Genomic DNA, 12,218 nt, shown 5'->3' on the forward strand with positions numbered 1-12,218 from the left:
CGACTACTGTGGCGGTGACCAGCAGCGCGGATAACAGAACGACCTCCCGCACCGGCGCCAATCCCCCATTGTGCAAGGAAGTAGAGTCAGCCCTATGAGCTACACCAAACGCACGCTGTGGATACACCTGGGCCTATTCCTCTTAGCATTCCTCGCCTTCATCCTCCCCGTCGTCGTAGGTACCGCAGCCCTGCTCCCGCTGTGGCTCTCGGGTGGATTAAGCATCGTCCTTGCAGCGGGCGTGCTTATCGATGCCGCCTTTAAATTCTTCGCCCCCGCCTCCCCGCGCAGCCTCAAGCTGCTTTCCGGCATCGCCGGCATCGTGCTGCTGGTGGGCTGGGGAATCTGGATCTACATCTACGGCAACATGGCGGCAGTCGGCACAGGAACCTACCGCATCGGCAATTTCCTACTCAGCGTAGGCTGCGTGCTCAACCTCTTCATCATCGCCATTTCGGTTTTGGATATCCGCCGGTTGGCCCGGCAGTAACCGATCTGAGCAACACGCTCCCCGCGCTTAGCGGGGGAGCGCTTAGCTGTCGCTGAGGAGAACGCGGCGGGGGACGATAATGGGGGCATCGCCAAGCGGATCGTCCCAGGCTTCCGCCTCAATGCCGTAGGCCTGCGCCAATACCTTGGGGGCCAGCGCCTGCTTCGGTGCACCGCGGGCGATGATATCGCCGGCCTTCATCACCACCATGGAATCGGAGTAGTGGCCCGCGAGCATGAGATCGTGTAGGACCACAACCACTGTTTTGCCGGCGCGGGCCTGTGCGCGAGCCAGCTCCAGCATGCTCATGGCGTGGGCGGGGTCGAGGAAGGTGGTGGGTTCATCGAGAAGCAGCACCGGCGTATCTTGCGCGAGCGCCAAAGCCAGCCAGACGCGCTGGCGCTGCCCGCCCGATAGGGAGGCAATATCGCGGTCGAGGAAGTCCACAATCTCCGTGACTTCGCAGGCCTGGGCGATGATCTCCCGGTCCGTAGGAGAAAGGCCGCGCATCCTGCCCTGATAGGGGTGCCGCCCACGCGCTACCAACTCGCCTACGCGCAGCCCATCCGGCGCCACGGGGTGCTGTGGCAGCAACGCCACCTGCTGCGCGGCTTCCTTCGCGTTCATCGCATGCAGGTCAGCCTCCCCGACCATGACGCTGCCCTGCCGCGGGGCCAGGATTTTAGATAGCGTCTTGAGCAGCGTGGACTTGCCGCAGCCATTGGGCCCGATGAGCGTGGTGACCTCACCGGCGCGGGCGTGCAGGTCGACGCCGGCGAGGATATCCTCGCCGTCCTTATATCCCGCATGGATGCCGGTGGTCTGGAGGCTGCACCGACGCTTCGGGCTCGTGGGCTGATTATCCGTCATATCTTTTCCTTCATCCACGTACGAGTGTGTAGCACTATTTGGGTGGCGGGCTGGACTGAACTTCGCTGTGCCGCGCCACGGCTTTAACTGCGCCGGGCCGCATTCCACACCAATACCACCAGGGCGCAGCCGCCGATGACCGAGGAAACCGCACCCACCGGGGCGTTGACCGGAATCGCGCCAGCAATGACGGCGCACACGGTCAGCAGCGCCGCGCCCGCGGCTGCCGATGCCACCGGCGATGGCGTGGGCGTGCGCGCCACCATCCGCGCCAGGTGCGGCGCCAGCAGGGCAATAAACCCAATGGGCCCCACCACCGAGACCACCACGGCGCAGATGCCGGTTGCCGCGATGAGCAGCAGGGCGCGCTGGCGGGAGATATTGACGCCCAGGGTAGTGGCAGAGGAATCATCGTGGGCAAGCAGCGGCAGCTCCCGCGCACACCAGATGCCTATGGCAAGAAACGGTGCTAATGCCACGAGTAAGGGCACGATGACCTCCATGCGCACGAACCCGGTCGAGCCCGCAAGCCACGTTTGTGCCTCGGCCGCGCGCTGGATCTGGGCGCTGCGCATCAGATACGCCACGACGGCCTGAAACATCAGCGATAAGGCGATGCCGACGATGACGATGCGATTGCTCGTGCCAATGCCGCCCAGGACGGCGAGGAGTATGACGACGAGGAGGGCGCCGATCATCGCCAAGCATGCCCGCCACCAGAAGTCCGGGATGCCGTCCGCAAAACCGGGGCGCGAATGCACGGTGCCCAGCACCACCAGGACCGATGCACCGCCGGTCACGCCCAAAATATCCGGCGATGCCAGTGGGTTGCGCGCCATGGTCTGCGTCCACGAACCGGCCACACCGAGGGCGGCGCCGACGATGACGGTGGCGATGGCAACAGGCAGGCGCAAGTCCCACACCACCCTGATGTGGCTCTCGCTGCCGCCGCCGGTGAGCACATCGAGGACCTGCCGCGGGCTCAATTCCAGCGGGCCTTGCCCCAGCAATACCAGGTAGGCGGCAAGCGCAATAAGGCCAAATACGAGCGTAGAGGCGAGCACGCGGACGTGCCTGCCACGCTGCTGCGCTTGCAGGATACTGTTTATCGTTGTCATGCGTTATCGCCCCACGCTCTGCCCACGCCACGGTGGGCGCCCCAAATGAGGAAGGGCGCGCCCACGATGGCAAGCACGATAGACATCTCTAGCTCCGAGTTACCCACGATAAGCCGCCCGATGATATCGGCGGCAAGCACGGCGCAACCGCCCAGGAGCGCGGAGGGCAAGAGCATCGTGGCCACGCTGGGGCCAACCACCCGCCGCACGATGTGGGGGATGGCAAAGCCGACGAAGGCAATGGGGCCCGTCGCCGCCGTGGCGCTGCCGGCCAGCACCACGACGCTCAGTGCTGCGCCCACCCGCGCGGTGGTTGGAGACCCGCCCAAGGCAAGCGAGGACTCCTCCCCCATGGCCAAAAGGTCAAGCGGCCTGGCCGCCATCGCCGCGCATACCAGGCCGATGAGCAGGCCAATACCCGCGATGGCGACGTCTTCTGGGCCGCGCCCGAAGGTTGAGCCGATGGTCCAGCGCCGCATGCTATCGAGGACGTCCGTGGAATACAGGCCGATGATCACCGCGCCCGATCCCAGGGCTGCTGAGACGCCGGCGCCGACGAGAATGAGCGTTAGCGGATCCTGGAACCGCCGCGAGACGGCCAAAACCAGCAGCGTGGTAATGCCCGCGCCGACGAGCGCGAGGGTGGTGCGCATGCCGGTGGTGGTAGCAATGCCAATGGCCGTACCTAGGGCAACGAAGAACGAGGCGCCTGCGGTAATACCGATAAATCCGGGGTCCGCCAGCGGGTTCCTGGTCCACGATTGCGCCAAGACACCGGCGACGGCAAGGGCAGCGCCGGCGAAATAGGCCAAGAAGGTGCGCGGCATGCGCAGGTTCCACACGATATCGCGGATATCCTGCTCGCCTGCCCCGCGCAGCGCGGCGATGACCTCATCAGGCGGAATGGAACGGGAACCCAGCGCCAAGGACGCCACCGCCAGCACGAGGCTGGCGAGAATCAGGGCAACAAGGAACGTCGTGCGACCCTTTCCCCGCGCCATCACCGGTGTGGCTGTGGGGTTTTGCGCTGTGGAACCCGTCTGGATAGTCTGGCCGTCCTTCGTGGTTGCTGACAATTACAGCTTCTCTTCAAACTTATCTATTGCCCAGGGGATGGTCACTGGGTTCGGCATGCTCATGGCGTTGCCGGTATCCGTGTCCAGGTAGCGCACGCGCCCATCCTTGACAATATCGAGGCCCTGGAAGGTCTTATCCTTCTTCAAGACATCCGCGGAACCGTTGTAGTCCAGGACAAAGAGGTGTTCAACCTGGTTGAGCTTTGCGTAGTTTTCCGGGGCAATGTCAACGAAGAAGCTGCTGCCATCGCCCTTCAACTCATCGGGGATCTCCATGCCAAGATCCTCGATGAACTGTCCGCGCCCGTCCTCATCGGTGTACAGGCCAATCTTTCCGTCATAAGGCATAACGATGGCCGCGGACTTGCCCTGCAATTCGGTGTGCTCGCGGCGGAATTCCTCGAAGGCCTTTTCGGTGTCCTTGATAAGCTTTTCGCCGTCGTCTTCCTTATCCACGGCGTCCGCAATGGCCTCTACCTGCTTTTCCCAAGGAATCTGCCAGTCTTCATACCCATCCGGCTTGACGGTAGTCGGCGCGATTTCTTCCAGGGATTCCTTCGCGCGAGCATCCACCGCCTGGTTCACCGCAATGATCTTGGTGGGATCGGCAGCGGTGATCTGCTCGAAGGTCTCCGCGGTGAAACCAGTTGCGGTGTTGTAGATGGTCTCAGGTTTGGCATCGCCAAGCAGCTTCTTTGACCAAGGGCCAACACCGGAAGGATCGCCGTCGCCCTCAGCGCCCCACGGCGCCACCGTCACGGGGGTGATGCCCAAGGCGAGCAGCGTATCGGCGTCACCCAGGCCCAGGCTAGCCACGCGCTCCTCGCTGGCGGCTTCGGTGGACGACTGCGTGCTTTCATCGCCCTCACCGCGCGAACAACCAGCTAAGGCTACGGCTCCGGCGGACAGCAGTGCCACAACACCCATGGTGCGGCGTCCGAAAATCTTCATGAGGCTAACCCTTTCAATAAAGGAGGTAAATGACGTGACATATCCTATCCCCCCCGAAAGGATTAGGCAAGGCTTAACTGTGCACAGGTATGTTGGACGCATGAACTCTTCCTTACAATCGTCCACGATGCCTGAACACGAATTGATCCCCGTTACCCTCACCGCCAATGAGCAGATCCGGCCGCGGCTGCACCGCCTGACGTTTCATGCCGAGGCGTTCCGGACGTATGAGCTTGCCGGCCCAGATGAATTCTTTGGCCTCGTCATGCCGCAAGCCGGGCAGGAATTTACGCCCTTCCCGGTCGATGGGGTCAATATCCGTGCGGCGGTGGCCGCTATGGATGAAGTGACGCGTCCGGACCTGCGTTGGTATACCATCCGCGCGCTGCACCCTGAGGACGCGACTGTCGATGTCGATGTGGTCACCCACGGCGATTCCGGCCCCGGCTCGCGGTGGATTCTCCGCGCGCAACCCGGCGATACCGCGGGGTTCTTTACCTGCAACGAGATGTGGCGGCCTACCGAGGCTGCGCAGCTATTGGTCGCCGATGCCTCCGCCTTGCCTGCCCTGCGGCATATCCTTGCCTACCAAGAGAAACATGACCCGGCGAAGCTCGCTTCCACTGACGTTGTAGCCGTGGTCACCAGCGATGACGAAGTAGAGCCCGGCCTCATGGCCAGGTGGGAGCCCAGCGTGCGCAGCCTGCGCGTCCTTCGGACTGAGCCGCACCAGGAGGCAGATTCCGTCGTTGCCGCGCTGGAAGCAGATTATGCTGCTGCGCCGATACCTGGGTACGTGTGGGTCTCCGGCGAGGGAGATTTGGCAAAGAAGGTGCGCGGCCTCGCGGTGAAAGGCTGGGGCTTGCCCACCGATGACGTCACCTGGGTGCCCTATTGGTTTTATGGAAGGGCCCGTCCTTAAGAGCCCTAAAACAGCGAGAGGCCCCTGCGCCGAACCATGTGGTCCGGTACAGGGGCTGCGCTGGCTAGGGTTTACTTAGCCTTCTCGATGATCTTTACGAGACGGAAGTGCTTGTCCTTAGACAGCGGGCGGGTCTCAGCGATACGTACGAGATCGCCTACGCCTGCGATTTCTTCCTCATCGTGCGCCTTAACCTTCTTGTTAGAGCGCATGATCTTGCCGTACAGAGCGTGCTGCTTGCGGTCTTCGATCTCGACGACGATGGTCTTGGACATCTTGTCCGAAACGACGTAGCCGGTGCGGACCTTAGGAGCACCCTTGACCTTCTCCTTCTTCGGAGTTGGTCCCTTCTTGGATTCAGTCACGTTAGCCTCACTCATGATTAAGCCTCAGCTCCCGGAGCGACAGACAGGCCCAGCTCGCGCTCGCGCAGAACGGTGTAGATGCGGGCAATGTCGCGCTTAACCGTGCCGATGCGGCGGTTGTTGGTCAGCTGGCCGGTGGCCTTCTGGAAACGAAGGTTGAACAGTTCTTCCTTCGCATCCTTCAGACGGGTTTCCAGCTCTGCGTTGTCGAGCTCACGGAACTCGTGGGCGGGGGTACCGGTTGCCATTAGAACTGGTCCTCCTTCTTGATGATGCGGACCTTGCAAGGAAGCTTCTGGCCAGCGCGGCGCAGAGCCTCGATTGCAACAGCCTCAGTTGGGTAGCTCATCTCGAAAAGTACGCGGCCAGGCTTCACGTTAGCCACCCACTTCTCAACCGGGCCCTTACCGGAACCCATACGAACACCGAGCGGCTTCTGGGTCAACGGACGGTCCGGGAAGATGTTGATCCACACCTTGCCACCACGCTTAACGTGGCGGTTGATGGCAATACGTGCGGCTTCAATCTGACGGTTGGTGATGTACGCAGGCTCCAGTGCCTGGATTGCGTAATCGCCGAAGTTAATGCGGTTTCCGCCCTTGGACACGCCACGACGGCTCGGGCGGTGCTGACGGCGGTACTTAACACGCTTAGGAATCAGCATGGATTAGCCCTCCTGCTTCTGCTGTGCACGCTGGCGGCGCTGGCCACCGCGGCGGGAGCGACCGTTGCGGTCACCGCGGCCACGGCCCTGTGCCGGAGCGTTCAGTTCGGACTCGCGTACGCCACCGACGACGTCACCCTTGTAGATCCACACCTTGATGCCGATGCGGCCGAAGGTGGTGTGGGCCTCTGCGGTGCCGTAGTCGATCTCGGCGCGAAGAGTGTGCAGCGGAACGCGACCCTCGTGGTAGCGCTCAACGCGGGACATTTCTGCACCGCCCAGGCGACCAGACAGCAGGATCTTGATGCCCTTAACCTGTGGCTGGCGCATAGCGGACTGGATAGCCTTGCGCATTGCACGACGGAATGCGACGCGGTTAACCAGCTGCTCCGCGATGGAGTGAGCAACCAGGGTTGCGTTTGCGTCTACCTGCTTGGCCTCGAGGATGTTGAGGGCAACCATCTTGCCGGTGAGCTTTTCCAGCTCGCGGCGGATGCGGTCAGCCTCAGCGCCGCGGCGGCCAATCACGATGCCCGGACGGGCGGTGTGAATGTCCACGCGGACGCGGTCACGGGTGCGCTCGATAACGATGTCGGCGATGCCGGCGCGCTCGAGGCCCTTGTTGAGGTAGTTACGAATCTTGATGTCTTCGGCTACGTAGTTCGCGTAGTCCTTATCCGCGAACCAGTGGGTCTTCCAGTCGGAGGTGATGCCCAAACGTAGGCCGTGAGGATGGATCTTCTGGCCCATTACTTGGCCCCTTCCTGCTGGCTTTCGACAACCACGGTGATGTGGCTGGTGCGCTTACGAATCATGAATGCACGACCCTGTGCACGCGGCTGGAAACGACGCATGGTCGGGCCCTCGTTGGCGTATGCCTCGGAGATGACCAGGGTGCGTGGGTCGAGGCCGAAGTTGTTCTCAGCGTTTGCGGCTGCGGAAGCAACGACCTTTGCAACTGGCTTGGAAGCACCCTGCGGTGCGTACTTCAGGATTGCCAAAGCTTCGCTTACGGACTTGCCGCGGACCAGATCGAGCACACGACGTGCCTTCATCGGGGTAACGCGGACGTAGCGGGCCGTGGCGGATGCGGAGGTGATGGTCTCACTCATCGCTTATCGACGTCCCTTCTTGTCATCCTTGACGTGACCCTTAAAGGTCTTGGTTGGTGCAAACTCGCCCAACTTGTGGCCGACCATGGAGTCCTCGATGAAGACCGGCACATGCTTGCGGCCGTCGTGGACGGCGAAGGTGTGTCCGATGAAATCGGGGAGAATGGTCGAGCGGCGAGACCAGGTCTTAATGACCTGCTTGGTGCCTGCATCGTTTTGAGCATCCACCTTGTTGAGGAGGTGCTCATCGACGAACGGGCCTTTCTTAAGGCTGCGTGGCATTGTTTACCTCCTCTTAGCGCTTCTTGTTCGGGCGACGACGGCGCACGATCATGTTGTTGGAGTAACGGTTCGGATTGCGGGTGCGACCCTCCTTGTGACCCCATGGGGACACTGGGTGGCGACCACCGGAGGTCTTACCCTCACCACCACCGTGTGGGTGGTCAACCGGGTTCATAACGACACCACGGACGGTCGGGCGAACGCCCTTCCAACGCATGCGGCCGGCCTTGCCCCAGCGGATGTTCATCTGCTCGGCGTTGCCAACTTCGCCAACCGTTGCGCGGCAACGGATGTCCACGCGACGGATTTCAGAAGACGGCATACGCAGAACGGCGTACTTGCCTTCCTTACCCAGCAGCTGGATGGAAGCACCAGCAGAGCGGGCCAGCTTTGCGCCAGCGCCCGGCTTGAGCTCAACGGCGTGGATGGTCGAACCGGTCGGGATGTTGCGCAGCGGCAGGTTGTTGCCCACCTTGATATCTGCGTTCGGGCCGGACTCGACAACAGCACCCTGCTTCAGGCCCTTCGGCGCGATGATGTAGCGCTTCTCGCCATCTACGTAGTGCAGCAATGCAATGTTTGCAGTGCGGTTCGGGTCGTACTCGATGTGAGCGACCTTTGCCGGAATGCCGTCCTTGTCGTTACGACGGAAGTCGATCAGACGGTAACGGCGCTTGTGGCCACCGCCGATGTGGCGGGTGGTGATGCGGCCGTAGTTATTACGACCACCGGTTTTGCTCAGCGGGCGCAGCAGGGACTTCTCCGGAGTCGAACGAGTGATCTCGTCGAACTCAGATACGGAGGATGCGCGGCGACCCGGAGTTGTCGGCTTGTACTTACGAATAGCCATAATTCTTCCTTTTCCTTTCGGCTCTCCGGTGGCGCTTAAGCGCCTGCGCCGAAGACGTCGATGGAGTCGCTGCCTTCACGGAGCGTCACGTATGCGCGCTTGGTGGACTTACGCTGACCGAAGCCGGTGCGGGTGCGCTTGCGCTTACCTGCACGGTTTACGGTATTCACGGAGTCGACCTTCACGTCAAAGATCTGCTCGACGGCATCTTTAATCTGGGACTTGTTGGAGTCTGGGGAGACGAAGAACGTGTAAACGTTCTGCTCCATCAGACCGTAGGACTTCTCAGATACAACCGGGGCGATGATGACATCGCGCGGGTTAGAAATCTTAGCCATTAGTTCTCCTCCTTATCCGCGCCGGTAGCGCGAGTGATGAAGGTGTGTAGCGCCTCAACGGAGAACACAACGTCATCGGAGTAGAGAACGTCGTAGGTGTTGAGCTGACCGGCGTCCAGGATCTGAACGTTCGGCAGGTTATTAGCGCTACGACGGGCGTTGATGTCCTCGCGGCCGATAACCAGCAGCACGTTGTCGCGCTCGGTCAGGGACTCGAGGAAAGCCTTGGCCGCCTTGGTGGACGGCTTCTGGCCTGGAACCAACTCTTCGATGACATGGATGCGCTCGTTGCGAGCACGGTCAGACAACGCACCGAAGAGAGCAGCCTTGATCATCTTCTTAGGGGTGCGCTGTGCGTAGCTACGTGGCTGCGGGCCGTGGACGGTGCCACCGCCGGTGTAGTGCGGCGCACGGATGGAACCCTGGCGCGCACGACCGGTGCCCTTCTGGCGGAAAGGCTTGCGGCCACCACCGCGGACGTCGCCGCGGGTCTTGGTGGCGTGGGTGCCCTGACGAGCAGCAGCAAGCTGTGCGTTGACAACCTGGTGCATCAAAGCAACGGATGCCTCGGTGTCAAAGATTTCAGCCGGCAGGTCCACGGAGCCATTGGTCTTACCTTCAGAGGTGTGGACGTCTAGCTTGAGGTTGCTCATGCGTGTGCACCGCCCTTCACTGCGGTCTTAACGGTGACGAGGCCGCCGCGCGCACCAGGGATAGCACCCTTGATGAGCAGCAGGTTGGACTCGACATCGACTTTCTGAATCTTCAGGTTTTGGGTCGTCACGCGGTCGTGGCCCATGCGGCCAGCCATGCGCTTGCCCTTGAAGACGCGGCCTGGGGTAGCAGCGCCACCGATACCACCAACGCGGCGGTGAGCGGCCTGGTTACCGTGAGCTGCGCCCTGACCCTGGAAGCCGTGGCGCTTCATAGCACCAGCGTAGCCGTGGCCCTTGGTCTGGCCGGTGACGTCAACGAAAGTGATGCCTTCGAAGATGTCTACCTTGACCTCTTGGCCAACCTCGTATGCGGAGGTGTCGTCCATGCGGATTTCCGCAACGTGACGACGCGGGGTTACGCCAGCCTTTTTGAAGTGACCAGACTCAGGCTTGTTTGCCTTGCGTGGGTCAATCTCGCCAAAGGCGATCTGGATGGCGCTGTAGCCATCGGTTTCGGGGGTGCGAATCTGGGTGACAACGCATGGCCCTGCTTCAACGACGGTGACCGGAACAACGCGGTTCTCGTCATCGAAGACCTGGGTCATGCCGAGCTTCTTGCCCAGAATGCCCTTGATCTCGTTTTCACTCATTATTAGTTCTCCACCAAAGTCGCTTACTGGATGTTCACGTCGACGCTTGCCGGAAGATCGATGCGCATCAAAGCATCAACGGTCTTCGGGGTCGGGTCGAGAATATCGATCAGGCGCTTGTGCGTGCGCATCTCGAAGTGCTCGCGAGAGTCCTTGTACTTGTGCGGAGAACGAATAACTGCGTACACGTTCTTCTCGGTTGGGAGCGGCACTGGGCCAACTACACGAGCACCCGTACGGGTAACGGTCTCGACGATCTTCTTTGCAGAAGCGTCGATTGCCTCGTGGTCATAGGCCTTCAGCCGAATGCGGATCTTTTGTCCCGCCACGCTTATCCTCTTCCTCGCTTCCCCACTTTCACATTCCCGGCGTTTCCGGGGCGTGAAGCGGTGGGAAATTGCTTCTCGATTTCTCTATAACGTTGTCCGGGCCTGGGGCCTGACACAACGCCAGTGGTCTGACTGTCATGACAACCAAGAGATACAGCACATGGCAAATGCCAGTCTGCAGTGCTCCTGACGGGGTACAAGACCCGTAGTCAAAGTATTGTGAAGAGGACGGTTTTCACGCATTACACGTGGAGAGTGTCCTATTCGCTAACTGCCGCTGTTTATTTGCCATGCCCCTCCTCCGGTCCATCGTCTCGGGGTGTCTCTGCTCTAGCGCGGACCTAGCCCGATCGGATGACCTTCCAGTCTGTGTTTCAGGAAAGCCCTGATCCACGGTGACAACGAAGGTGTCATGTTCGCTTTACCAGCTCAGCGCCTCCCCGATATGCACCGTGTTAAAGACGGTCCGTTACCGGTTCGCGCTGCCCTGTTAAAGCAACCTAAGTATTTAAGCACGATGGGCTGGTGTTTTTCAAACCACCCCGGCAATAGTGCCAATAATCACGTTTTGGTAAATATTGTTGTCACAGACCCCACGTCCGGTTAGGCGGTAGGTACGCTCAAAGAGGGATTTAGAACCGCTGGTTCTTGGTCCTTCAATTTCATATTGCGACCATGCAAGTCAATATTTAAGGAAAGGCCTTAAAGACCATGTCTGAGAACAACACTCCTGCAAAGCACTCTGAGAACAACGTTGCCGCTTCTGAAGAGCGCGAGGTAAACAACAACCTGGAGACTCAGTACGGCACCACCACCATTGATGACGTCGTTGTTTCCAAGATCGCCGGCATTGCAGCCCGCGAGGTTTCCGGCGTTGACTCCCTCGGTGGCGGCGGCGCTCGCATGATGGGCACCATCCGCGAGTCCTTCGGTGCATCCGAGGACGTACGCCAGGGTGTTGACGTAGAGGTAGAAAACGGCTCCGCAAAGATCGAGATCGCCATCACCGCTGAGTACGGCGTTGCCATCCACGAGCTGGCTGAGGCAATCCGCCGCAACATCATGAACGCTGTCGAGCGCATGACCGGCCTGACCGTAGAGCGCGTTGACGTTGTTGTTCACAACGTCAAGCTGCCGAAGGAAGACTCCGAGTCTGAAGAGCAGGCTGCACTGAACCAGGGCCAGGCATAAGAACAATGCCTGAACCCCGAGCGCAATTTGAGCTCGAGGTAAGCCACGCTCACGCAATTGCGGAAGCGGTGCAAAAGCTCAACGGTGTCGCGGGCCTTGACGGCGGACGCTACGGCTCGGTGAACCTACTCTTCCCGGGCGAAAGGGTTTCCGGCATGCGCCGGCCCGATCCCCGCGACGATCGCCACCTGCAAATCAACGTCCGCGTTGATATCAGTGCGCAACCTGATCTGTACCGTCTGGCGGAAGAAATCCGCTCGACCGCCCGCAAGGCATGTACGGAATTAGATCGCGTCGACGTTGAGTTTTCTGATGCCGTAGATGGCTTATCCGCTGCTCCCTCGAAGGATTAGA

19 protein-coding genes are annotated in these 12,218 nt (G+C 60.8%); 4 read left to right on the plus strand and 15 right to left on the minus strand.

What is annotated here, in order from left to right:
- The first annotated feature begins 94 nt into the window (after positions 1–94).
- Entirely contained in the window at positions 95–490 is a 396-nt protein-coding gene (locus tag ACP8KU_RS09655) for a multidrug transporter (RefSeq protein ID WP_302520684.1), read from the plus strand.
- Positions 491–532: 42 nt separating this feature from the next.
- Here the strand turns inward: ACP8KU_RS09655 and ACP8KU_RS09660 are convergent, their stop codons facing one another.
- From ACP8KU_RS09660 to ACP8KU_RS09675, 4 genes are all read right to left on the minus strand, one after another.
- Entirely contained in the window at positions 533–1,360 is an 828-nt protein-coding gene (locus ACP8KU_RS09660) for an ABC transporter ATP-binding protein (protein ID WP_484484170.1), read from the minus strand.
- A gap of 83 nt (positions 1,361–1,443) precedes the next feature.
- On the minus strand, positions 1,444–2,478 hold the full coding sequence (locus tag ACP8KU_RS09665; protein WP_484483649.1) for a FecCD family ABC transporter permease: 1,035 nt from the start codon (positions 2,476–2,478) through the stop codon (positions 1,444–1,446).
- Positions 2,475–3,554 carry a FecCD family ABC transporter permease gene (locus ACP8KU_RS09670; RefSeq protein ID WP_237800694.1) on the minus strand — a complete coding sequence of 360 codons (1,080 nt, stop codon included), beginning with the start codon at positions 3,552–3,554 and terminating at the stop codon, positions 2,475–2,477. Before ACP8KU_RS09670 ends, ACP8KU_RS09665 begins: the two co-directional genes overlap by 4 nt.
- On the minus strand, positions 3,555–4,505 hold the full coding sequence (locus ACP8KU_RS09675; RefSeq protein ID WP_005276951.1) for an ABC transporter substrate-binding protein: 951 nt from the start codon (positions 4,503–4,505) through the stop codon (positions 3,555–3,557).
- Positions 4,506–4,605: 100 nt separating this feature from the next.
- On the opposite strand from ACP8KU_RS09675, the gene ACP8KU_RS09680 reads away from it, so the two are divergent.
- Positions 4,606–5,427: a siderophore-interacting protein gene (locus ACP8KU_RS09680; RefSeq protein WP_284643754.1), complete on the plus strand. Its 822-nt coding sequence runs from the start codon at positions 4,606–4,608 to the stop codon at positions 5,425–5,427.
- A 71-nt stretch (positions 5,428–5,498) separates the two neighbouring features.
- Here ACP8KU_RS09680 and rpsQ read toward each other — a convergent pair whose 3' ends face one another.
- From rpsQ to rpsJ, 11 genes are read right to left on the minus strand one after another with little or no spacing between them, the layout of a single operon-like run.
- Positions 5,499–5,807 carry a 30S ribosomal protein S17 gene (gene rpsQ, locus ACP8KU_RS09685; RefSeq protein ID WP_005276946.1) on the minus strand — a complete coding sequence of 103 codons (309 nt, stop codon included), beginning with the start codon at positions 5,805–5,807 and terminating at the stop codon, positions 5,499–5,501.
- 2 nt (positions 5,808–5,809) lie between these two features.
- A complete protein-coding gene (gene rpmC, locus ACP8KU_RS09690; RefSeq protein WP_005276944.1) occupies positions 5,810–6,040 on the minus strand; it encodes a 50S ribosomal protein L29 in 231 nt (76 codons plus the stop codon).
- On the minus strand, positions 6,040–6,456 hold the full coding sequence (gene rplP / locus ACP8KU_RS09695) for a 50S ribosomal protein L16 (protein WP_005276943.1): 417 nt from the start codon (positions 6,454–6,456) through the stop codon (positions 6,040–6,042). The genes rpmC and rplP overlap by 1 nt, the downstream gene beginning before the upstream one ends.
- A gap of 3 nt (positions 6,457–6,459) precedes the next feature.
- The gene (gene rpsC / locus ACP8KU_RS09700) at positions 6,460–7,206 is read right to left on the minus strand and encodes a 30S ribosomal protein S3 (RefSeq protein WP_484483650.1); all 747 of its coding nucleotides are present in this window, start codon (positions 7,204–7,206) and stop codon (positions 6,460–6,462) included.
- Complete coding sequence (rplV, locus tag ACP8KU_RS09705; RefSeq protein WP_005276938.1) at positions 7,206–7,568, minus strand: 50S ribosomal protein L22; 363 nt, start codon at positions 7,566–7,568, stop codon at positions 7,206–7,208. The genes rpsC and rplV overlap by 1 nt, the downstream gene beginning before the upstream one ends.
- 3 nt (positions 7,569–7,571) lie before the next feature.
- On the minus strand, positions 7,572–7,850 hold the full coding sequence (gene rpsS / locus ACP8KU_RS09710) for a 30S ribosomal protein S19 (protein ID WP_005276936.1): 279 nt from the start codon (positions 7,848–7,850) through the stop codon (positions 7,572–7,574).
- A 13-nt stretch (positions 7,851–7,863) separates the two neighbouring features.
- On the minus strand, positions 7,864–8,700 hold the full coding sequence (gene rplB, locus ACP8KU_RS09715; RefSeq protein ID WP_005276935.1) for a 50S ribosomal protein L2: 837 nt from the start codon (positions 8,698–8,700) through the stop codon (positions 7,864–7,866).
- Positions 8,701–8,735: 35 nt separating this feature from the next.
- Positions 8,736–9,038, minus strand: a complete 303-nt coding sequence (rplW, locus tag ACP8KU_RS09720) for a 50S ribosomal protein L23 (protein WP_005276934.1) — start codon at positions 9,036–9,038, stop codon at positions 8,736–8,738.
- Complete coding sequence (rplD, locus tag ACP8KU_RS09725; protein ID WP_005281229.1) at positions 9,038–9,691, minus strand: 50S ribosomal protein L4; 654 nt, start codon at positions 9,689–9,691, stop codon at positions 9,038–9,040. The genes rplW and rplD overlap by 1 nt, the downstream gene beginning before the upstream one ends.
- Positions 9,688–10,344 carry a 50S ribosomal protein L3 gene (gene rplC, locus ACP8KU_RS09730; RefSeq protein WP_005276932.1) on the minus strand — a complete coding sequence of 219 codons (657 nt, stop codon included), beginning with the start codon at positions 10,342–10,344 and terminating at the stop codon, positions 9,688–9,690. Before rplC ends, rplD begins: the two co-directional genes overlap by 4 nt.
- Before the next feature lie 23 nt (positions 10,345–10,367).
- Positions 10,368–10,673, minus strand: coding sequence for a 30S ribosomal protein S10 (gene rpsJ / locus ACP8KU_RS09735; protein WP_003848085.1), 306 nt, complete (start codon positions 10,671–10,673; stop codon positions 10,368–10,370).
- Positions 10,674–11,384: 711 nt separating this feature from the next.
- On the opposite strand from rpsJ, the gene ACP8KU_RS09740 reads away from it, so the two are divergent.
- Together ACP8KU_RS09740 and ACP8KU_RS09745 are read left to right on the plus strand one after the other, a co-directional pair.
- A complete protein-coding gene (locus tag ACP8KU_RS09740) occupies positions 11,385–11,864 on the plus strand; it encodes an Asp23/Gls24 family envelope stress response protein (protein WP_005276899.1) in 480 nt (159 codons plus the stop codon).
- Between the two features lie 5 nt (positions 11,865–11,869).
- Complete coding sequence (locus ACP8KU_RS09745) at positions 11,870–12,217, plus strand: Rossmann-fold NAD(P)-binding domain-containing protein (protein WP_005276897.1); 348 nt, start codon at positions 11,870–11,872, stop codon at positions 12,215–12,217.
- Position 12,218 lies beyond the last annotated feature (1 nt).

The sequence above is a fragment of the Corynebacterium sp. LaCa_282 genome, from assembly GCF_057198125.1.

Bases quoted from the DNA above. Each gene is read 5' to 3' on its own strand.
- rpsC (WP_484483650.1), bottom strand. From the start codon at position 7,206: ATGGGCCAGAAGATCCATCCTCACGGCCTACGTTTGGGCATCACCTCC.
- ACP8KU_RS09675 (WP_005276951.1), bottom strand. From the start codon at position 4,505: ATGAAGATTTTCGGACGCCGCACCATGGGTGTTGTGGCACTGCTGTCC.
- rplW (WP_005276934.1), bottom strand. From the start codon at position 9,038: ATGGCTAAGATTTCTAACCCGCGCGATGTCATCATCGCCCCGGTTGTA.
- ACP8KU_RS09665 (WP_484483649.1), bottom strand. From the start codon at position 2,478: ATGACAACGATAAACAGTATCCTGCAAGCGCAGCAGCGTGGCAGGCAC.
- rplP (WP_005276943.1), bottom strand. From the start codon at position 6,456: ATGCTGATTCCTAAGCGTGTTAAGTACCGCCGTCAGCACCGCCCGAGC.
- ACP8KU_RS09680 (WP_284643754.1), top strand. From the start codon at position 4,606: ATGAACTCTTCCTTACAATCGTCCACGATGCCTGAACACGAATTGATC.
- ACP8KU_RS09740 (WP_005276899.1), top strand. From the start codon at position 11,385: ATGTCTGAGAACAACACTCCTGCAAAGCACTCTGAGAACAACGTTGCC.
- rplC (WP_005276932.1), bottom strand. From the start codon at position 10,344: ATGAGTGAAAACGAGATCAAGGGCATTCTGGGCAAGAAGCTCGGCATG.
- ACP8KU_RS09655 (WP_302520684.1), top strand. From the start codon at position 95: ATGAGCTACACCAAACGCACGCTGTGGATACACCTGGGCCTATTCCTC.
- rplD (WP_005281229.1), bottom strand. From the start codon at position 9,691: ATGAGCAACCTCAAGCTAGACGTCCACACCTCTGAAGGTAAGACCAAT.
- ACP8KU_RS09660 (WP_484484170.1), bottom strand. From the start codon at position 1,360: ATGACGGATAATCAGCCCACGAGCCCGAAGCGTCGGTGCAGCCTCCAG.
- rplB (WP_005276935.1), bottom strand. From the start codon at position 8,700: ATGGCTATTCGTAAGTACAAGCCGACAACTCCGGGTCGCCGCGCATCC.
- rpsS (WP_005276936.1), bottom strand. From the start codon at position 7,850: ATGCCACGCAGCCTTAAGAAAGGCCCGTTCGTCGATGAGCACCTCCTC.
- ACP8KU_RS09745 (WP_005276897.1), top strand. From the start codon at position 11,870: ATGCCTGAACCCCGAGCGCAATTTGAGCTCGAGGTAAGCCACGCTCAC.
- rpsQ (WP_005276946.1), bottom strand. From the start codon at position 5,807: ATGAGTGAGGCTAACGTGACTGAATCCAAGAAGGGACCAACTCCGAAG.
- rpmC (WP_005276944.1), bottom strand. From the start codon at position 6,040: ATGGCAACCGGTACCCCCGCCCACGAGTTCCGTGAGCTCGACAACGCA.
- rplV (WP_005276938.1), bottom strand. From the start codon at position 7,568: ATGAGTGAGACCATCACCTCCGCATCCGCCACGGCCCGCTACGTCCGC.